Origin of the sequence: Amycolatopsis sp. NPDC021455 (assembly GCF_040640995.1) — a bacterium.
Lineage (GTDB): Bacteria > Actinomycetota > Actinomycetes > Mycobacteriales > Pseudonocardiaceae > Amycolatopsis.
This window is the reverse complement of sequence record NZ_JBFACT010000025.1, coordinates 21,570-40,779: the sequence shown is the minus strand read 5'-3', so window position 1 is coordinate 40,779 and position 19,210 is coordinate 21,570. Positions and strand designations below refer to the sequence as shown.

Here is a 19,210-nt window from a genome sequence, read left to right as displayed (position 1 = left end):
GGCACTACAGCGAGTATCGGGCGACGTGTTAGCGTGACTGTGCGTGCCCGAAGAGCGTGGTTCGAGCAACCGGCGGCCCGGCCGGCGGTGCGCTCGACGACCCGCTCGTCCCAGGCCGGAGACGAGGAAAGGCGGGACACCATAGCCGTGGTCGTGTCGCAAGCCGGTGCCACCGCCGAGGGTTCGTCGCAGCGAGCCGGTGGTACCTCCGCAGGCGAACGGTCCGGGTCTGTGCATGTCGTGTCACAACGAAGCAGTGAAACGTCCCCCCTGAGAGAGTGATCGCAATGTCCGCAGAGACCAACCAGAGCGCCCCACCGGCGGCGGCGCCGGATGACATGAGCTTCTCGCCCGCCCTGAAGCGGGTGATGGTGGTGACCACGCTGGGAACGTTCATGGCGTTCCTGGACACGACCATCGTCAACCTGGCGCTGCACCCCCTCTCGGTCAGCATGCACGCCTCGCTGGACACCATCCAGTGGCTGGTCACCGCCTACCTGCTCGCCCTGGCGGCGTTCCTGCCCGCGACCAGCTGGCTCGCCGGCCGGTTCGGCGCCAAGAACCTCTACGTGCTGAGCATCGGCCTGTTCACGCTCGCGTCGTTCGCGTGCGGCCTGGCCGACTCCGCCGGTCAGCTGATCGCCTTCCGCGTCGTCCAGGGCGCCACCGCCGGGATCGCGGTCCCGGTCGCGCAGATGCTCCTGGTGCGCACGTCCGGACCGAAGCTGATGGCCCGGGCGATGAGCGTGACCGGCGTGCCGACGATCCTCGCCCCGGTCATCGGCCCGACGATCGGCGGGCTGCTGCTGGAACACGCCGGCTGGGAGTGGATCTTCTACCTGAACGTCCCGATCGGCGTGCTGACCGTCGTGCTTTCGCTGCGGCTGCTGCCGCGCGACACCCGGGAGGACACCGGCCGGCTGGACATCACCGGGCTGCTGCTCATCATCGCGGGCGGCGTCGCCCTGACCTACGGTCTCGCCGAGATCGGCAGGCAGGGCCGGGTCAGCTCGTCGGCACCGCTCCTCTGGTCCGTCGCCGGTCTCGTCCTGGTGGCCGCGTTCGTGGTCTACGCGCTGCGCGCGCGCAAGCCGCTGGTCGACCTGCGCCTGTTCAAGCTCCCGGTCTACGCGGCCGGCGCGCTGACCAGCTTCTGCCTGGGTGCCGCGGTCTTCGGGGCCAGCATCCTCCTGCCGCTGTACTTCCAGATCGTGCGGCACGAGGGCGCGGTCGTCACCGGCCTGCTCCTGATCGCGCAGGGCATCGGGGTCGCCATCGCGATCTGGCGCTCCGCCCGCCTCATCGACAAGCTGGGCAGCGGGCTCACCGCGCTGATCGGCGGCACGGTCAGCATCGTCGCGACCATCCCGTTCGCGTTCATCGGGGCGCACACGCCGTACTGGTACCTGTGCCTGCTGATGTTCATCCGGGGGCTCGGCGTCGGCGGCACCACCGTCCCGGCCACCACGGCGATCTACCGGGCCATCCCGCCCGCCAAGATCGGGGACGCCACCGTCCAGCTCAACGTGCTGCAGCGGTTCGGTGGCTCGCTCGCCACGGCGGTGTTCATCGTGGTGCTGCAGAGCCAGCTGGCCGGCGCGGCCGACCCCGTGGCTCAGGCCGCCGGCTTCGGGACCGCCTTCTGGTGGGTGGTCGCCATCGCGGTCGGCTGCACGCTGCCGACGTTCCTGCTCGTCTCGGCCGAGCGCAAGGCCGCCCGCGCCCCCGCGGCGGCGGCCGCCGCCTGACGTCGTGGTTCCCGCCGGAAGCCGGACTCGGTGGCCTTGTGCCCCGGTCCGGCTTCCGGCGCTTCCCGCACCCGAAACCGAAACCATGGAGACGCGATGACCAAAGCCAAGCCGAAAGCGAAGCAGCCGCCCGAGATCGACAGCCACGACGTGATCCGGGTGCAGGGCGCTCGCGAGAACAACCTCAAGGGCGTGGACGTCGACATCCCGAAACGCCGGCTGACGGTGTTCACCGGCGTGTCGGGGTCGGGCAAGAGCTCGCTCGTGTTCGGCACGATCGCCGCGGAGTCGCAGCGGCTGATCAACGAGACCTACAGCGCCTACGTCCAGGGGTTCCTGCCGAGCGTGGCGCGGCCCGAGGTCGACGTGCTCGAAGGCCTGACGACGGCGATCGTCGTCGACCAGGAGCGGATGGGCTCGAACTCGCGCTCGACCGTCGGCACCGCCACGGACGTCAACGCGATGCTGCGGATCGTCTTCAGCAGGCTCGGCGAGCCCAGCGCGGGCCCGCCGTTCCACTACAGCTTCAACTCGCCCGCCGGCGCGTGCCCGAAGTGCGAAGGCACGGGCACGGTCACCGACCTCGACCTCACCCAGCTCTACGACGCCTCGAAGTCGCTCGCGGAGGGCGCGATCACCATCCCGGGCTTCACCGTGGACGGCTGGAAGGTGAAGACCTACCTGGCCGCGGAGTTCCTGGACGGGAACAAGCCGATCCGCAAGTACACCAAGGCGGAGCTGGAGAAGTTCCTGCACGGCGAGCCGACCAAGGTGAAGGTCGACAGCTTCAACATGACCTACGAAGGGCTGGTGACGCGGATCCAGAAGTCCTTCCTGTCGAAGGACCGCGACTCGCTGCAGCCCCACATCCGGGCGTTCGTCGACCGGGCGGTCACGACGACCACCTGCCCGGAGTGCGACGGTACTCGCCTCGGCGAGGCGGCCCGCGCTTCGAAGGTCGGCGGCATCACCATCGCCGACGCGTGCTCGATGCAGATCAGCGACCTCAGCGGCTGGGTCCGCAAGATCAAGAAGGCGTCGGTCGCGCCGCTGCTCGCGCAGCTGCAGCGGACGCTCGACTCGTTCGTGGAGATCGGGCTGGGCTACCTCTCGCTCGACCGGCCGTCGGGCACGCTGTCCGGCGGGGAGGCCCAGCGCGTCAAGATGATCCGCCAGCTCGGGTCTTCGCTGACCGACACCACGTACGTCTTCGACGAGCCGACGACGGGCCTGCACCCGCACGACATCCAGCGGATGAACGAGCTGCTGCTGCGCCTGCGGGACAAGAACAACACCGTCCTCGTCGTGGAGCACAAGCCGGAGACGATCGCGATCGCCGACCACGTCGTGGACCTCGGGCCGGGCGCCGGCACCGAGGGCGGCACGGTCTGCTTCGAAGGCACCGTGGCCGGGCTGCGGGCCAGCGACACCGTCACCGGCCGCCACTTCGACGACCGGGCGTCGCTGAAGGACGCGGTGCGCGAGCCCTCCGGCGTGCTCGAGGTGCGCGGGGCCGACTCGCACAACCTCCAGGACGTCGACGTCGACATCCCGCTGGGCGTGCTGACCGTGGTGACCGGGGTGGCCGGTTCCGGCAAGAGCTCGCTGATCCACGGCTCGGTGGCCGGGCTGGACGACGTGATCGCCGTCGACCAGACCGCCATCCGCGGGTCGCGCCGGAGCAACCCGGCGACCTACACCGGGCTCCTGGAGCCGATCCGCAAGGCGTTCGCCAAGGCCAACGGCGTCAAGCCGGCGTTGTTCAGCACGAACTCCGCGGGCGCCTGCCCGAACTGCAACGGCGTCGGCGTGACCTACACCGACCTCGCCATGATGGCCGGCGTGGCCACGACCTGCGAACAGTGCGAGGGCAAGCGGTTCCAGGCCGAAGTGCTGGAATACACGTTCGGCGGCAAGGACATCAGCGAGGTGCTGGAGATGCCGGTCGCCGAGGCCGAGCGGTTCTTCGGCCGCGGCAAGGCACAGACGCCGGCCGCGCACGCGATCCTCGAACGGCTCGTCGACGTCGGCCTCGGCTACCTCCGGCTCGGCCAGCCGCTGACGACGCTGTCCGGCGGCGAGCGGCAGCGGATCAAGCTGGCGACCCACATGGGCGAGAAGGCCGGCATCTTCGTCCTCGACGAGCCGACGACCGGCCTGCACCTGGCGGACGTCGAGCAGCTGCTCGGCCTGCTGGACCGGCTGGTCGATGCGGGCAAGTCGGTGATCGTCATCGAGCACCACCAGGCCGTGATGGCGCACGCGGACTGGATCATCGACCTCGGTCCCGGCGCCGGTCACGACGGCGGCAAGGTCGTGTTCGAAGGCACCCCGGCGGACCTGGTCGCCCACGGCAAGACCCGCACCGGCGAGCACCTCGCCACCTACGTGAAGGGCTGAGCGCGCACGAACTTCGAGGCCGGCAGCGGAACCGCTGCCGGCCTCGAACGCGTCCGGGACGACCTCAGGGGACGCGGAAGAAGGCGATGCGCCCGGCCTTGCCGTACTCGCGGTCGGCGAGCGGCAGCTTGATCCGGTAGCGCAGCGGCAGTTTCCGGCGCATCGCGCGCGGCGGCTTGGTGATCGTCGCCGAGTCGATCAGCTCCAGGCCCAGGTGCTCGAGCGTGCCCGGGTCGTCGCAGGCCCACGTCATCGCGGAAACGTTGCGGGCGGCGGCCATCGCCTGCTGGCGTTCGATCATCTGCCGCGAATACGTGTCCAGGACGACGAACGAGCCGGGGAAGCGGCGCACGATGCGCGTCAGGAGCCCGTGGACGTCCTCTTCGGAGAAGTAGGCGAGCATCCCCTCGGTGACGAACAGGTACGGGCCGGGGGAGCCGGCGACCACGTCCAGCCACTCTTCGTCCAAAGCGGACGCGGTGATCATCCGGCGCCGGCCGGTGTCCTCGAAGAACGCCCGGCGCAGTTCGATCGTGTCGGGCAGGTCGAGGTCGAACCAGTGCAGCCGGCCGTTGTCGAGGCGCTCGAACCGGGTGTTCAGTCCCGTCCCGAGTTCCACCACGGTTCCGGCGGGGTGCCGGGCCAGGAACTCGCGGGCGTAGGTGTCGAAGACCGCGGTGCGCAGCACGGGCCCCCAGCCGCCGGGCACCTCGGCGTACTTGGTGTCGTAACCGATCGCCCGGACCAGCTCGACGGCCTTCGGGTCGCGCAGCACCGGGCCCCACCGGTTCGTCTCGCGCGCACGGGAAACCAGCGGGATGAACAACGTCTGCTGGACGGCGCCGAGGCGTACTTCGTGCTTGCCCGCCTCGCCGGCGCCGCCGGTCAGGGTTCCCGTGCTGTCCACCCTCGCGTCTCCTTCGTGCGTGTCAGGCATCGTTTCTCCTCGGATTTCGCCGGCGGAGCCGGAGGCTCTCGTCGATTCCACCGGAACCGGTGCGCCACCGCGCCTTCTGCCTTGCTCGCGGGCCGGGGCGCACCGCATTCCGGGAGACGCCGCGCCGGAGCGGAGAAAACAGGATGGACCAGGCACTGTGTGCGCCGGCTGCCCGCTTGCCGCGCACGCCGGCTCGCCGCGGGTTTCGCGACAGAATCGAGGGTGGCACATGACGGTTCTCCAGGCATGGTGGTCGGGGCACGCCGGGTACGCGGCGCGGATCCTGGCGAGACTGGCCGGGGACCCCGGACGCACGGCCGTGCACTGGCGCGGGCGGGCGGTGTCCGCCGGCGCGCTGGCCGACGAGGTCGGCCGGACCGCACGGGCACTGCGGGAGCGCGGGGTCGGGGCGGGGGACATGCTGGGGGTCCTCGTCGCGCCGAACGGCCCGGGCACGCTTTCCGTCCGCTACGCGGCCCACCTGCTGGGCGCGTCGGTCTGCTACCTGCGCTCGGCCAACGCCGCCACGACCGCGGCGGAGCTGTCCACCGGCGACCGGCTGGACATGGCGTTGCGGATCTCCGCGAAACTGGTCGCCGACGCGGAAAACGAAGAAGGCGCCGCGCTCTTGAGCGAGCGCTCGGGCGGCCGGATCGAGGTGATCCGGACGGCCGAGCTGCCCGCGGGCGACCCGGGGCGGGCCGCCGCGTGGGACCCGGACGCCCCGGCCGTCGTCAGCCTGACGAGCGGGAGCACCGGAAAGCCGAAGGGCATCCGGCTTTCCGGGCGGGCCTGGGAAAGCCGGTTCACCTCGACCGGCGCGTCCCTCACCGAGGGGGCCGGGGCGAAGCTGCTGGTCGCGACCCCGCTCAGCCACACCGCCGGTCCGGTCGCCGACGCGGTGCTCGCGGCGGGCGGCACGCTGGTGCTGCACGACGAAGTGCGCCCGGCCGAGGTCCTGCGGGCCGTGGCCGAGCACGGCGTCACCCGGATGTTCGTGGCCACCCCGCACCTGTACGAGCTGCTGGACGCCTACCGGCGCGAGGAACCGGACATCGGCTCGCTCCAGCGCCTGATCTACGGCGGCTCGCCCGCTTCGCCCGCCAAGATCGCCGAAGCCATCGAGGCGTTCGGGCCCGTCCTCGTCCAGGGCTACGGGACCAACGAAAGCGGCCCGATCTCCTGCCTCACCCCGGCCGACCACGGCGACCCGGCCGCGCTCGGCACGGTCGGCCGCCCGTTCCCGGACGTCAAGGTCCGGGTGTGCCGCCCCGGCTCCGGCGAGGAGCTGCCGCCGGGCGAGGTCGGCGAGGTGTGCGTGCACTCCACGCACCTCATGGACGGCTACTGGCAGGACCCGGAGCGCACCGCGCAGGTGCTGGACGACGGCTGGTACCGCACGGGCGACCTCGGCGCCTTCGACGCGGCCGGGCGGCTGCGGCTGCTCGACCGGATCGCCGACGTCATCAAGGCCAACGGCATCAAGATCTACCCGACCTCCGTCGAGCGCGTGATCCTGGCGATCCCCGGGGTCGCCCAGGCCGCGGTGTACGGCGTGCGGGACGAAAACCGCAACGAACACGTGCACGCCGCGATCGTCGCCCGGGAAGGCGCCCGGGTCGGCGCGGACCTGGTGCGGGCGCGGGTCACGACGGCGCTGTCCGCGCTGCACGCCCCCGAAGAAGTCCGGCTGCTCGACGCGATGCCGCTCAACCACACGGGCAAGCCGGACAAACCGCAACTACGACGGACCGCGCCGGCCGGGACGTCGGAAGGAAGGTGAACTCCGCAATGAACGCGCTCATCGATCACTTCACCACCGAGATGGCCGAGTTCGGGAGCCGCAAACGGGAATTCCTGGAGATCGGCAGGCGTGCCGGCCGGTTCCCGAGCGCGGTGGCCAGGGCGGGCGGCCGCGACCACGACATCAGCGTCTGGTGCAGCAACGACTACCTGAGCATGGGCCAGCACCCGGTGGTGCTCGCGGCGGTCAAGGAGGCGGTCGACGCCTTCGGCGCCGGCGCCGGCGGTTCCCGCAACATCGGCGGCACCAACCACTACCACGTCCTGCTGGAGAAGGAGCTCGCCGAGCTCCACGGCAAGGAGGCGGCGGCCATCTTCCCGTCCGGCTACACCGCCAACGACGGCGCGCTGTCGGTGCTGGCCGGCCGCGCCCCGGGCACGATCGTCTTCTCCGACGAGCTGAACCACGCGTCGATCATCGACGGCCTGCGCCACAGCAAGGCGGAGAAGAAGATCTTCCGGCACAACGACACCGCGCACCTCGAAGAGCTCATCGCCGCCTACCCGGACCGGCCGAAGCTGGTCGTGCTCGAATCGGTGTACTCGATGTCCGGCGACGTGGCACCGCTGGCCGAGGTGGTCCGCATCGCCAAGGACCACGACGCCGTCGTCTACCTCGACGAGGTGCACGCGGTCGGCATGTACGGGCCGGAAGGCGCGGGCATCGCGGCGCGGGAGGGCCTCGACGGCGACATCGACGTCGTCATGGGCACCACCGGCAAGGGCTTCGGCACCGCCGGCGGGTACATCGCCGGCCCGGCGGTCCTGGTGGACGCCGTCCGCAGCTTCTCGCGCTCGTTCATCTTCACCACGTCCCTGCCGCCGTCGACGGCGGCGGGCGCGCTGGCCGCCGTCAAGCACCTGCGCGGCTCGGAGCTCGAGCGGACGCGGCTGGCGCAGAACGCCCGCCTGCTGCAGCGCCGGCTCACCGGCCTCGGCATCCCGTTCATCTCGGCCGACTCGCACATCGTGTCGGTGTTCGTCGGCGACGACGCCCGCTGCCGCCGGCTTTCCGCGCTCCTGCTGGAACGGCACGGGATCTACGTCCAGCCGATCAACGCACCCAGCGTGCGCACGGGCGAGGAGATCCTGCGGGCCGCACCGTCGGCCACGCACACCACCGAGGAGGTCGAACGGTTCGCGGCCGCGCTGGACGCTCTCTGGTCCGAGGTCGGGATGGCGCGGGAAACGGCGGTGCGTGCCGCGTGATGTCGCTCGCCGCGGTGCTCGCCGACGCGGCGGCCCGGCGTCCGGGGCACCCCGCCGTCGTCTTCGGCCGGGAAACCTGGACCTACCGGCAGCTGTGGCTGGGGGCGCGGCGGTACGCGTCCGTGCTCTCCGCCCGCGGTGTCACCGCCGGCGGGACGGTGGCCCTGCTGCTGCCGAACTCGCCGCGGTTCCCGATGGCCTACTTCGGCGCGCTGGCGCTCGGCGCGACCGTCGTGCCGGTGCACGGGCTGCTGAAGGCCGGCGAGATCGAGTACGTCCTGCGCGACTGCGGCGCGGACGTGCTCGTCTGCGCCGACGAGCTGCTCGGCGAAGGCGCCGCCGGGGCCGGGCGGGCCGGGGTGCCCGTGCTGCCGGTGTCCGGGCTGGACGAGCGGGCCGCGCGGGTCACGCCGATCGAGCGGTACGTGCCCCGCGCTCCCGGCGACGTCGCGGTGGTGCTCTACACCTCGGGGACCACGGGGGAACCCAAGGGCGCCATGCTCACGCACGCCGGGCTCACCATGAACATCACCGTGACCATGCTGTCGCCGTTCCGGTTCGGGCCCGATGACGTGCTGCTCGGGGCGCTGCCGCTGTTCCACACCTTCGGGCAGGTGTGCGGCATGGGCGTCTGCTTCCGGGCCGGCGCCACCCTGGTGCTGATGCCGTCGTTCTCCGCCGCCGAGGCGGTCCGGCTGCTGGCGGCCCACCGGTGCACGGTGTTCATGGGCGTCCCGACGATGTTCCTCGCGCTCCTGGAAGCCGGCCCGCCCGCCGGCGGCACGCTCGAGCGGGCGTACTCGGGCGGTGCGGCGCTGCCGGTCAAGGTGCTCGAGGACTTCGAAGCGGCGTTCGGCTGCCCGATCTTCGAAGGCTACGGCATGACCGAGACCTCGCCGGTCATCGCGTACAACCAGCCGGGGCTGCCGCGCCGCCCGGGGACCGTCGGGCTGCCGGTGTGGGGGGTCGAAGCCGAGATCGCCCGGCCGGAGCCCGAGGACCGCGTCGAGTTCGCGCCGTCCGGCGAGATCGGCGAGATCGTCGTGCGCGGGCACAACCTGATGGCCGGCTACCTCGGGCGGCCGGCGGCGACCGCGGCCGCCGTGGTGGACGGGTGGTTCCGCACCGGCGACCTCGGCGTGAAGGACGAGGACGGCTACCTGAGGCTGGTGGACCGCAAGAAGGACATGCTGGTGCGCGGCGGCTACAACGTCTACCCGCGCGAGGTCGAAGAGGTGCTGGCGCGGCACCCCGCCGTGGCGCAGGTGGCCGTGATCGGGGTGCCGGACGCCCGCTACGGCGAAGAGGTGTGCGCAGTGGTCCGGACCATCGACGGGGTCGAGGCCGGACCCGCGCTCGGCGCGGCGATTTCGGCGTGGAGCAAGGAACGCGTCGCCGCGTACAAGTACCCGCGCCGGGTCGAGTTCGTCGACGAGTTCCCGGTCGGCCCGAGCGGGAAGGTCCTCAAGCGCGAGCTCACGGCGCGGTACGAGCGCCCGGCGGCGTGACGCGCGTTCCGCCCGGACGGCGAAAACCGCGGGTGCCCGTTTCGGCGGCACCCGCGGTTTTCGTGGTTCACCAGGCGACGGGCAGCGTTTCGATGCCGTAGACGTTGGTGTCCTTCTTGAATTCGAGGTCCTCGAGGGAGGCGGCGAGCTTGAGCCCGGGCAGCCGGCCGAAAAGCACGCGGAATGTCGTGCACAGCACTTCCCTGGCGAGGTTCTGGCCGATGCACTGGTGGACGCCGTAGCCGAAGGCGATGTGGCGGCGCGTGCCGTTTTCGACGTCCAGGACGTCGGGTTCGCCGAACGCGTGGTGGTCGCGGTTCGCCGAGGCGAACGAGACGATGATGCCTTCCCCGGCGCGGATCCGCGTCCCGGCGACGTCGAGGTCCGCGGTCGCGATGCGCGGCATCGCGTCGATGACGCCGACGTGGCGCAGGAGCTCCTCCACGACCCGTTCCACGGCTTCCGGGTGGCCGGTCAGGTAGGCGAGCTGATCGGGATGGGTGAGCAGGTCGGCCACGCCGAGGGTGATCATGCCGGTGGTCGTCTCGAACCCCGCGACGAGCAGCGTCATGGCGAGGCCCACGATCAGCTCGTGGTCGAAGGCCTTCGTGGTGCGGTTGTTGACGACCAGCCTGCCGAGCAGGTCGTCGCTCGGCTCGTTCTCCTTGGCGGTGATGAGCTCGTCCATGTAGGCGCGCAGCTCGGCCGCGGCGCGCTGGCGCTGCTGCGGCTCGGTGTTCTGGCCGACCATGTCGGCGGTCCGCGCCTTGAACATCTCCCGGTCGGCGTAGGGGATGCCCAGCAGCGTGCACAGCACCATGAGGGGCACCGGCATCGACACGGTGGCCACCAGGTCCGCCGGCGGCCCCGCGGCGACCAGCGCGTCGACGGAGTCCTCGGCCACCTGCCGGATGTAGGGCCGCAGCCGCTGGATGCGCCGGAAGGTGAACTCGGTGATCAGCATGCGCCGCCGGACGTTGTGCTCCGGCGGGTCCAGCCCGACGAGGGACTTGGCGACCGCGGCGATGTTGCGGCGCGACTGCGGCGTGACCGGTTCGAGCATGGGGAAGCCTGCGTGGGTGCGGTCGGCGCTCACCCGCGAGTCGACGAGCACCCGGCGGGCGTCCTCGAGCCGGGTCACCAGCCAGGCGACGTGGCCGTCCGCCACCCGGACCCGGGAGACCGGGTTTTCCCGGCGCAGCGCTTCGTAGCCGCGCGGTGGTTCGATCCCGTTCGCGCGGCCGAGCGGGAAGGCGGGGACCGCGTCCCCGCCTCCGGCGCCTGCCGGGCAACTCGGACGTTCCACGCTCATCGGCGAACTCCTTCCGGCGCCGCGAAAACCGGCGCGGTGGTTTTCGCGCGCGCCGGCCGACACGAACACAAACGGTCGATGCCGCCGAACCTATCCGGCGCGGAACCGGCGGCGCTAATTCGCCATTGCTCTCCCGCCGGCCCGCCTCCGGCCGTGCGGTTGTTTCGCGCGGGCGAAAACCGGGAACAGTCGGGGAGTCGCCGGCGTCGATTCCCCCGGTCCGGGGGAGAACGGCCGCGGTGACGGCGTGTTGACTGGGCCGGTGACCGGCCACGCCATCATGATGGCGAGGCCGGTGCCACCACACGCACGGCGTATCACCAACCCATCGGGAGTGTCATGGACATCGTAGTCGTCAACCACGTCACCTTGGACGGCGTCATGCAGGCACCGGGCTGGCCGGAGGAGGACACCCGCGGCGGTTTCACCCACGGCGGATGGGCCGACCCCGACACCGACGACGTCATGCTGAAGGCGTGGGGCGAGGAGATGAACGACAGCAGCGGGTTCCTCTTCGGCCGCCGCACCTACGAAGGCATCATGAGCTACTGGAACGAGAAGGGAGGCACGTTCAAAGATGCGCTCAACAGCGCGCAGAAGTACGTCGTGTCCGAATCCCTCTCCGAGCCTCTCGAGTGGCCGAACTCCACACTGGTCAGCGGCGACGTCCCGGCGAAGATCGCCCAGCTGAAGGAAAAGCCGGGTGACGACCTGCACATCATGGGCAGCGGCAAGCTGATCCAGACCCTCGGCGCGCACGACCTGATCGACAAGTACGTCCTGTCGATCCACGCCCTCGTGCTCGGCACCGGCCTGCGCCTGTTCGACGACGGGTTCGTCCCCACGGCGTTCAAGCTCGCCGGCACGACGACGACCACGACCGGCGTCGTCATCGCGACCTTCACCAACGGGACGCGGCCGAAGACGGCGTGATCCCCGCGCTTCACCGCGCATTCGGCGAGAAGCCCCGGTGCCCTGGCGCCCGTATCGTTCACCGCGAGAGCGAGTGAAGGACGAGCGGTCACATCCAGGGAAGGTGCTTCAGGCATGACCGAGATCGAGGAACCGCTGGCGTACCCGTTCCCACCCGCGTCCTCGGTGCACCACCCTTCGCCGGTTTTCGCGCGGTTGCGGGAGGAACGGCCCGTGGTGCGCATCAGGACCCCGGACGGCAACACCGCCTGGCTGGCGACGCGGTACGAAGACGTCCGCCAGGTGCTGCTGGACCCGCGGTTCAGCCGCGCCGCCGCGGCCGGCCCGGACGTCCCGCTGACGGGCATCGCCCGCCTGGCCAAGGAATCGATGCTCGGCATGGACCCGCCGGAGCACACGCGGCTGCGCCGGCTCGTGGCGAGCGCGTTCACCGCCCGCCGGGTGAACGCGCTCCGCCCGCGGGTGGTCAAGCTCGTCGACGACCTGCTGACGGCGATGCAGCCGCTGCGGCGGCCGGCCGACCTGGTCGAGAACCTGTCGCTGCGGCTTCCGCTGCAGGTGATCGGCGACCTCATCGGGGTGCCCGAGCAGGAGCGCCGCATCCTGCACGACTGGGCCGACACGGTGATGGGCGGCTGGACCAGCGACCCGGGCGTGCTCGACGCGACGATCGACCGCGTCGCCGGCTACTTCGGCGAGCTGATCGAAGCGAAGCGGAAGAACCCGGCGGACGACCTGATGACGGTGCTCATCGCCGCCCGGGACGAAGAGGACCGGCTCACCGAACGCGAACTGGTCGTGCTCTGCCTGGGACTGCTGATCGTCGGGCACGCGACGACGGTCGGGCACATCAACATGTTCCTGCTGACCCTGCTGCGCCACCCCGGCGAGTTCGCGAAGCTGCGGGAGCGCCCGGAGCTCGTTCCCCAGGCGGTCGAGGAACTGCTGCGGTTCATCCAGCTCAGCGACGGCGGCGGCACCCTCCCGCGGGTGACCACGGAGGAGGTCGAGCTCGGCGGCGTGCGGCTGCCCGCCGGCGCCGTGGTCATGCAAGCGGTCAATTCGGGGAACCGCGACCCGCACCAGTTCCCCGAACCCGACCGGCTGGACCTCGACCGCACCGCCAACCAGCACCTCAGCTTCGGGGTCGGTGTGCACCACTGCATCGGCGCGTCGCTCGCCCGGATGGAGCTCCAGGAGGCGTTGCACGGCCTCCTCCGGCACATGCCCGACGTGCGCGTCGCGGTGCCGGAGTCGGAGCTGAAGTTCAAGCAGGGCATGTTCATCAAGACGCTCGAGGAGCTTCCCGTCGAGTGGTGAGCTCCTCGCCCCGCCCGCCCCGGGTCGCGCACGCGCGCCGGGAACCAGAGAGGAGACGGTCCGTGAAGGTGGTCTTCATCCCGTTGCCGGGGGTCAGCCACGCGTTCCACATGGTTCCGCTGGCGTGGGGCCTGCTGGCCGCCGGCCACGACGTCACCTTCCTCACCGGCGACGAAGCGATCGTGGTGCGCGACGCGGGGGTGCCGGTGGTCGACCCGATCCCGGACGTGGCGGCGGAGCGCCGGCCGCTGCGCAGCAGTGTGCCGCAGGTGTTCAAGCCGTCGGCGCACCTGAGTGCCGAAGAGCTCGTCCAGCTGCGGACGATGGTCGTGCGGTTGTGGGACAACCAGGTCGACGCCTTCGTCGAGGCCGCGAAACGGCTCCGCCCGGACCTGATCGTCTACGACCCGGTGTTCAACGCGGGACTGGTGGCCGCCTCGGTCCTCGGCGTGCCGGCGGTCGGCCACGGACTCGGGCCGATGCGGTATGCCCCGGAGTTCCTGCGCGAGCACGCACCGGCGGCGTTCGAGCGCCACGGCGTCGAGCTCCCGGACCGGCTGGCGACGATCGACATCGTCCCGGAAAGCCTGGCGGAGAGCGGATCGCCGACCTGGCGCATGCGGTTCGTCCCGTATGGCGGCGCCGGAGTCGCTCCATTGTGGGCATTCGACCCACCGGCCCGCCCGCGCATCGCGGTGACACTGGGCAAGGTGTCGGCGGCAACGGTCGGCGGCTCGCGGCTGGCCCGCGTCGTCGAGGCGGCCCGCGAAACCGACGCGGAGTTCGTCCTGACCGTGGACGACGCCACGGCCCAGACGCTCGGCCGGTTGCCGTCGAACGTCCGCATCGCCGGCTGGGTCCCGCTCGCGACCCTGTTCCGCCAGTGCACCGCGGTCATCCACCACGGCGGCAGCGGCAGCATGCTCACCGCGTGCCTGGCGGGAATCCCGCAGTTCGTGGTCCCGGAAGGACTGGGCTACGAGGTGAACGCCCGCGCGGTGACCGGGTACGGCTGCGGCTTTTCCGGCGCGGCCGAGGACATCACGGCGGCATCGATCGGCAGGCTGCTGTCCGATGCCGGGCTGCGGACCGCGGCGACCGGCCTGCGCCACGAATTCGAGAAACTGCCCTCGCCCGCCGACATCGTGCCGGAACTCCTGGATTTCCCACGGTGAGGACCGCGGTCGTGGTGGAATGAACGCATGGCCGAACTGACCCCGTTCCTCCTTTTCGACGGCAACTGCGCCGAAGCGATGCAGTTCTACCGGCAGTGCCTGGGCGGCGAGCTGACGGTCGTCCGCGTCGCCGACACACCGATGAAGGAACAGCTGCCGCCGGAGCAGCACGGCAAAGTGACGTACGCCCACCTCAGCAGCGGCAACGTGAGCTTTTCGGCCACGGACTGGCTCCACCCGACACGGGTCCCCAAGCCGGGGAACACGGTGGCGATGTACTTCACCGGCCGTGGTTACGAGGAATTGCGGCCGGTGTTCGACAAGCTGGCCGCCGGAGCGGACCCGGACCTGCTCGACGAGCTCCGGGACGTCCCGTTCGGAATCTACGGCCACCTCGCCGACAAGTTCGGCGTGCACTGGTTCTTCCGCGGCGAAGCCGAAAGCTGACCCGGGTGTGAGACCCGGCGCCGCCCTTGGCGGTGCCTCGACAGCGGCGGTGGTATCCAGGCGCCGGCGGGCGGGCGCGCAGCCGGCGCCGAAGCCGATGCCGCCGAAGCCCGTGCCTTTGCCAGGTTGCGGTTTTCGTCGCCGCCTGCGCGTTGTTCGCTGCCGTCGCTTGCCGCAGCCGTTGTCACTCGGCGGTCTGCTGCCGATCCCGTCCGGGCGTTCAGAACCGGTCTTCGAGGCTTGCGGCGACGTCGGCCGGGCTGGACTGGGCGGCGATTTCCGCGGCGATCCGTGCCGCGGCCGTCCGGTGTTCTTGCGACTCGAGGATCGTGCGGCACGCTCGGTAGATCGCTTCCGTGGTGGTTTCCTCGGGCAGCAGCACGATTCCGGTGCCGCCCTTGGCCGCGGTCTCGGCGTTGTCGAACTGGTCGTCGAACTGCGGGATCATCACCTGCGGGCACGCGGCGGCGAGCGCGGTCAGCGAAGTGCCCTGACCGGCGTGGTGGATGGTCGCCGTGCACGTGCTCATCACCTCGGCCAACGGCAGCCGGCCGGCGTGGCGGACGTGGCCGGGCAACGCCGGCCACGTCGCGGCCACCCGGTCGTCGATCGCCACGACGAGCTCGACGTCCAGCGAACCGAGCCGCCGGAGCAGCGGGAGCACGAGCCCGCCGATGTCCCGCGAACCGAGGTGCGGCAGCAACGTGCCGAACGTCAGGCACACCCGGCGCGGGTGCCGTCCGCCGACCAGCCAGCCGGGAACGGAGGCGTCACCGTTGTAGGCCACGTGACGGATGCTCCGGTGGCTTTCCGCGTACTCCGCACGCAGGCTCGGCGGCCACGGATTGAGCACGACGTCGGCGGCCCCGAACGGCGAGCCACCCCCTTCGGCTTCCCACTCGGCTTCCCAAGCGGCCCGGTATTCCGGCAGTTCGGCGGCACCCCAGTGCAGTTCGGCGCGCGGCACCCCGCCGGCGGCGGCCACGATCGGGCCGGCCAGCTCCGCCCGTTCGCTGACCACGAGGTCGGGCCGCCAGCTCCGCAGGACTTCCTCGGCGCCGGAAAGGCTCCGCCGCGCGATCCGCGCGAAGGCGCGACCGTGCGCGAACCGCCTTTCCCCGGCCGGCACCCGATCCGTCGCGGCGACGTCCGCGATGCCGCCGGAACGGCTCCACGAGCACGCCGGCAGGCCGGCCCGCAGGACCGTGGGCCGGAAATCCTCGGTCGTGGCCACCAGGACTTCGTGCCCGCGCGCCCGGCAAGCCCACGCGAGCGGCACCAAGGGGAAGAAGTGACCCGGCAAACCGACGGTGGTGAAGAGAATGCGCACGGCCACTCCCGGATCGCGGATTCGGTGAAAACAAGGTTATCGCCGACCCGGCTGTGCTCTTCTCTTGAATTGGCTCTTCTCCTGAAACGGCCCTTCTTCCGAATCGACACCTCGGCGCGTCGAATCCACTGTGGAGCGTGCCACACCCCGTGAGCTGTCAGGCCGCTTCCGAATTGGACGATCGCGGCTCGGCCGGTGGCCGCGGGGTGGCCGTTCCGGCCGACGGCGCTCGCCCGAGTGCCGGCGCCCGGGGTTCCGTGCCGCTCGGTGTCTCGGGCAGGGAAGGAGCCGTGCTCGACCGGGCCGTCAGGTAGCGCAGCTTCGTCAGGTGCCGTTGGACGAGCCCCGCGCGCCGGGCTTCGTCGAGGGCGGCGCGTGCGACGCTGTTGCCGCGACGGCGCCGGTGCCGTCCGCTGGTTTCGTTGTGGTTCACGGTGGTGTCTCCGCCTCCTTGACGGGTGGGATGTCTCCCTCGATCGGGTCGGCGTGTCGGTTCGCCGTGGGTGCGGTTGTCATTGCTGGGTGTGATCGCGCGGTTGCAGGGAAGCGTCTCCGGCGGCGTTCGCTCTCCGGGTAACAAGCTTGTATCGGGAAGAACTCGGCCCGGGATCGTTGGGCCACCTGGCCGTTCGCACGGTGCGTCGTCTGGACCTGTGCGCCCGGCGGGGAGATCGCTGGACGGCGACCGTCCACAGTGGGAGCACGACGGCGGAGAAAGGAGTCCCGGTGTGGGGCGGGTCACGTGCGCAGGGCACGTCGTGCGCAGCCGCGCACGACGTCTTCCCTGGTGGCGCCCCCGGCAGGACTCGAACCTGCGACCTAGAGATTAGAAGGCTCTTGCTCTATCCAGCTGAGCTACGAGGGCCCGCGCCGACGGCTGCTGCCCGTCGTGCCGGTCGCCCGGCACGGGCAGCTTAGTCGTCGCCATTCTCTCGATCGTTCGACACCGGCGAATCGTTTCAGGTCTCGTTCGACGTAATTCCGGAGCTCCGTGGCGACACCGTCACGGCGGGCGACGAAGCGGCGACGAAGCGGCCCGGGCACGGGGGCCCGTGGGCGCGCCTTGCCGCGGAGGCGCGCCCACGGGTGGGGCCGCTGTCGGGGAAGCGGCCCCGGACGGGCCCGCCCGCCGCCGCGAGCCGGCTCCCCCCTTGGAGCGGACGGCGGTGCGGGCCCAGCTCATGGCGTCACTCCCAGATCTGGATCCCGCGGACCAGGAAGGGCGCGTCCGGCACGTACGTGCCGCCACCCGGGTAGGTGACGAAATCTCCCTCGGTCGAGCATTCCTCGCTCTGGTACACGGTGACGTCCCGGCTCAGCAGATTCGCGAACGACGATCCTTCGAATCCCTCGGGGAGGGGAATGCATTCTTCGGGATTGGCGGTGCGCAGGTCGAATCGCTGCGCGTCGCCGCCGTAACCGTCTGCCGGCCAGACGCAGAACTCGCCCTTCCGGCAGGGCGGATCCGGCGGCGCGGAGGCGGCTTGGGCGACTCCCGCGCTGGTCAGGAGCCCGACGGTGGCCAGGATCAGCAGGTGCGGCAACCGGAAGCGGAGACGACGTGAAGACATGGTGGATTCCCCTTTGCTGGATTCTCGGCCTCGCGGGCCGCGGTGATCGTGTGATTCCAGATTGGCGGGTGGCCGGGAAGTTGTCAGCCCGCGATTTCGTTTCTGTGGACAAGTCGCCGGCGCGGGCGGGGTTGTCCACAGGCCCGCGAACGGGTCTTGCGGCCGAGGCGTTCCGGTGTTACGCGCCCCGTGTCAAGCTGGGATGGCGCGGAAGGGGGGAGCCATGCGGGACCGGATCGCGGTGTTCACCGTGTTCGCCCTCAACGGCCTCGCGGTGGGCTCCTGGGCGACGCGGACGCCCGCGCTGACCGCGCAGGTGCACGCCTCACCGGGTGTTTTCGGCCTCGCTTTGCTCGCGGCCAGCGTCGGTCTGCTGGCGGCCGCCTCGGTGTCCGGGCGGATCGTCGAACGGGCCGGTGCCAGGGCCTCGGTGGCGGTGAGCACCGGCCTGGCCGCCGTCTCGCTGGTGCTGATCGGGGTCGCGCCCGGTGTTCCGTTCCTGGCCGGGGCGCTGTTCGTGATGGGGCTGAGCATCGGGATGCTGGACGTCGCGATGAACGTCGCCGCGGTGGCCGTCGAACGCCGGTCCGGCCGCCCGCTCATGCCGGTGTTCCACGCGGGGTTCAGCTTCGGCGCGCTCGCCGGCTCGCTGGCCGCCGGCCTCGCCGCCGGGCACGGCTGGTCCCCGGCGCGGCACCTCACCGTCGCCGCCGTCGTGACGGTCGTCGTGCTGCTGTCGATGATCCGCGCGGTCCCGGGCATCCGGCCCCGGCACGCCACCGCGCCCGTCGTGACCGCCGGACGGCGGGCGCCGGCCCGCCGTCCGGTGTTGTGGCTGCTCGCCGCGGTCGCGTTGTGCTCGGCCATCGCCGAGGGGGCGGCGGGGGACTGGTCCGCGCTGCTGATGACGGCCGAACGCGGGGTCGGCCCGGGTGCGGCGGCCCTGGCGTTCGCCGGGTTCCAGCTGGTCATGACGCTCGTGCGGCTGGCCGGGCCGTGGGTGCAACGGCGGCTCGGGCCGACCCGCTGCCTGGTCGGGGGCGCGGCACTGGCCGCGGCCGGGCTGCTCGCCACGGCGACGATCCCGGCCGCCGCCGCCGGTTACGCGGGATTCGCGCTGGCCGGTGCGGGACTCGCCGCCTCGTTCCCGCTCGCGTTGAGCCTCGCCGGGGACGCCGGAAAACGCGCCGACGGCACTGGCGGGGAACGCGAAATCGCCTTCGTCACGGCCATCGCCTACACCGGGTTCCTCGGCGGGCCGCCGCTGATCGGCGGGATCGCGCAGGCGGCGGGCTACGGGGTGGCGTTCCTGTTCGTCACGCTGATCGCCGCGCTGATCCTGCCCGCGGCCTTGGCCGCCCGGCGGTCGCGCCGTCGCGAGGAGGCCCGAAAGGTGGCTGGCTGATTCCGGCCCGGCCGCTCGCCGGTACAACCCGTTGACAGCGCCGAACCGCTCGGGGCAAGCTGATCCGGGCGGTAAACTGAAATGAATACGGCGACGTTTCAATTTCAGGTCG

Annotated in this window: 15 protein-coding genes and 1 tRNA gene; 10 read left to right on the top strand and 6 right to left on the bottom strand. The window is 71.3% G+C overall.

The window, feature by feature from the left end:
* The first annotated feature begins 287 nt into the window (after window positions 1-287).
* Window positions 288-1,748, top strand: coding sequence for a DHA2 family efflux MFS transporter permease subunit (locus tag AB0G28_RS25845; protein WP_361093926.1), 1,461 nt, complete (start codon window positions 288-290; stop codon window positions 1,746-1,748).
* A 96-nt stretch (window positions 1,749-1,844) separates the two neighbouring features.
* A complete protein-coding gene (locus AB0G28_RS25840) occupies window positions 1,845-4,148 on the top strand; it encodes an excinuclease ABC subunit UvrA (protein WP_361093923.1) in 2,304 nt (767 codons plus the stop codon).
* Window positions 4,149-4,212: 64 nt separating this feature from the next.
* Here AB0G28_RS25840 and AB0G28_RS25835 read toward each other — a convergent pair whose 3' ends face one another.
* Window positions 4,213-5,085 (bottom strand): class I SAM-dependent methyltransferase, encoded by an 873-nt coding sequence (locus AB0G28_RS25835; protein ID WP_361093920.1) that lies wholly within the window; start codon window positions 5,083-5,085, stop codon window positions 4,213-4,215.
* Between the two features lie 229 nt (window positions 5,086-5,314).
* Between AB0G28_RS25835 and AB0G28_RS25830 the strand changes: the two genes are divergently transcribed.
* The 3 genes from AB0G28_RS25830 to AB0G28_RS25820 are packed head-to-tail and all read left to right on the top strand — an operon-like array spanning window position 5,315 to window position 9,605.
* Window positions 5,315-6,868: a fatty acid--CoA ligase family protein gene (locus AB0G28_RS25830; protein WP_361093917.1), complete on the top strand. Its 1,554-nt coding sequence runs from the start codon at window positions 5,315-5,317 to the stop codon at window positions 6,866-6,868.
* A gap of 8 nt (window positions 6,869-6,876) precedes the next feature.
* Window positions 6,877-8,097, top strand: coding sequence for a 5-aminolevulinate synthase (hemA, locus tag AB0G28_RS25825; protein ID WP_361093914.1), 1,221 nt, complete (start codon window positions 6,877-6,879; stop codon window positions 8,095-8,097).
* Window positions 8,097-9,605: a long-chain fatty acid--CoA ligase gene (locus AB0G28_RS25820; RefSeq protein ID WP_361094124.1), complete on the top strand. Its 1,509-nt coding sequence runs from the start codon at window positions 8,097-8,099 to the stop codon at window positions 9,603-9,605. The genes hemA and AB0G28_RS25820 overlap by 1 nt, the downstream gene beginning before the upstream one ends.
* A gap of 67 nt (window positions 9,606-9,672) precedes the next feature.
* Here the strand turns inward: AB0G28_RS25820 and AB0G28_RS25815 are convergent, their stop codons facing one another.
* Window positions 9,673-10,917: a cytochrome P450 gene (locus AB0G28_RS25815; protein WP_361093911.1), complete on the bottom strand. Its 1,245-nt coding sequence runs from the start codon at window positions 10,915-10,917 to the stop codon at window positions 9,673-9,675.
* Between the two features lie 339 nt (window positions 10,918-11,256).
* On the opposite strand from AB0G28_RS25815, the gene AB0G28_RS25810 reads away from it, so the two are divergent.
* From AB0G28_RS25810 to AB0G28_RS25795, 4 genes are all read left to right on the top strand, one after another.
* Window positions 11,257-11,850: a dihydrofolate reductase family protein gene (locus tag AB0G28_RS25810; RefSeq protein WP_361093908.1), complete on the top strand. Its 594-nt coding sequence runs from the start codon at window positions 11,257-11,259 to the stop codon at window positions 11,848-11,850.
* A gap of 114 nt (window positions 11,851-11,964) precedes the next feature.
* Window positions 11,965-13,170, top strand: coding sequence for a cytochrome P450 (locus tag AB0G28_RS25805; RefSeq protein ID WP_361093905.1), 1,206 nt, complete (start codon window positions 11,965-11,967; stop codon window positions 13,168-13,170).
* A 62-nt stretch (window positions 13,171-13,232) separates the two neighbouring features.
* The gene (locus AB0G28_RS25800; RefSeq protein ID WP_361093902.1) at window positions 13,233-14,345 is read left to right on the top strand and encodes a nucleotide disphospho-sugar-binding domain-containing protein; all 1,113 of its coding nucleotides are present in this window, start codon (window positions 13,233-13,235) and stop codon (window positions 14,343-14,345) included.
* Between the two features lie 27 nt (window positions 14,346-14,372).
* A complete protein-coding gene (locus AB0G28_RS25795; RefSeq protein WP_361093899.1) occupies window positions 14,373-14,792 on the top strand; it encodes a VOC family protein in 420 nt (139 codons plus the stop codon).
* 220 nt (window positions 14,793-15,012) lie between these two features.
* On the opposite strand, the gene AB0G28_RS25790 is transcribed toward AB0G28_RS25795, so the two are convergent.
* From AB0G28_RS25790 to AB0G28_RS25775, 4 genes are all read right to left on the bottom strand, one after another.
* Window positions 15,013-16,122, bottom strand: a complete 1,110-nt coding sequence (locus AB0G28_RS25790) for a nucleotide disphospho-sugar-binding domain-containing protein (RefSeq protein WP_361093896.1) — start codon at window positions 16,120-16,122, stop codon at window positions 15,013-15,015.
* A gap of 157 nt (window positions 16,123-16,279) precedes the next feature.
* The gene (locus AB0G28_RS25785) at window positions 16,280-16,555 is read right to left on the bottom strand and encodes a hypothetical protein (protein ID WP_361093893.1); all 276 of its coding nucleotides are present in this window, start codon (window positions 16,553-16,555) and stop codon (window positions 16,280-16,282) included.
* A gap of 355 nt (window positions 16,556-16,910) precedes the next feature.
* Window positions 16,911-16,987 (bottom strand) — tRNA-Arg (locus AB0G28_RS25780).
* A gap of 322 nt (window positions 16,988-17,309) precedes the next feature.
* A complete protein-coding gene (locus AB0G28_RS25775; protein ID WP_361093890.1) occupies window positions 17,310-17,693 on the bottom strand; it encodes a peptidase inhibitor family I36 protein in 384 nt (127 codons plus the stop codon).
* A gap of 223 nt (window positions 17,694-17,916) precedes the next feature.
* Here AB0G28_RS25775 and AB0G28_RS25770 point away from each other — a divergent pair, with 223 nt between their 5' ends.
* Window positions 17,917-19,098 carry an MFS transporter gene (locus AB0G28_RS25770; protein WP_361093887.1) on the top strand — a complete coding sequence of 394 codons (1,182 nt, stop codon included), beginning with the start codon at window positions 17,917-17,919 and terminating at the stop codon, window positions 19,096-19,098.
* The last annotated feature ends 112 nt before the right edge of the window (window positions 19,099-19,210 follow it).

Coding starts and splice junctions, on each gene's coding strand:
- AB0G28_RS25830 (WP_361093917.1), top strand. CDS start 5,315: ATGACGGTTCTCCAGGCATGGTGGTCGGGGCACGCCGGGTACGCGGCG.
- AB0G28_RS25770 (WP_361093887.1), top strand. CDS start 17,917: ATGCGGGACCGGATCGCGGTGTTCACCGTGTTCGCCCTCAACGGCCTC.
- AB0G28_RS25805 (WP_361093905.1), top strand. CDS start 11,965: ATGACCGAGATCGAGGAACCGCTGGCGTACCCGTTCCCACCCGCGTCC.
- AB0G28_RS25845 (WP_361093926.1), top strand. CDS start 288: ATGTCCGCAGAGACCAACCAGAGCGCCCCACCGGCGGCGGCGCCGGAT.
- hemA (WP_361093914.1), top strand. CDS start 6,877: ATGAACGCGCTCATCGATCACTTCACCACCGAGATGGCCGAGTTCGGG.
- AB0G28_RS25835 (WP_361093920.1), bottom strand. CDS start 5,085: ATGCCTGACACGCACGAAGGAGACGCGAGGGTGGACAGCACGGGAACC.
- AB0G28_RS25820 (WP_361094124.1), top strand. CDS start 8,097: ATGTCGCTCGCCGCGGTGCTCGCCGACGCGGCGGCCCGGCGTCCGGGG.
- AB0G28_RS25840 (WP_361093923.1), top strand. CDS start 1,845: ATGACCAAAGCCAAGCCGAAAGCGAAGCAGCCGCCCGAGATCGACAGC.
- AB0G28_RS25795 (WP_361093899.1), top strand. CDS start 14,373: ATGGCCGAACTGACCCCGTTCCTCCTTTTCGACGGCAACTGCGCCGAA.
- AB0G28_RS25810 (WP_361093908.1), top strand. CDS start 11,257: ATGGACATCGTAGTCGTCAACCACGTCACCTTGGACGGCGTCATGCAG.
- AB0G28_RS25815 (WP_361093911.1), bottom strand. CDS start 10,917: ATGAGCGTGGAACGTCCGAGTTGCCCGGCAGGCGCCGGAGGCGGGGAC.
- AB0G28_RS25775 (WP_361093890.1), bottom strand. CDS start 17,693: ATGTCTTCACGTCGTCTCCGCTTCCGGTTGCCGCACCTGCTGATCCTG.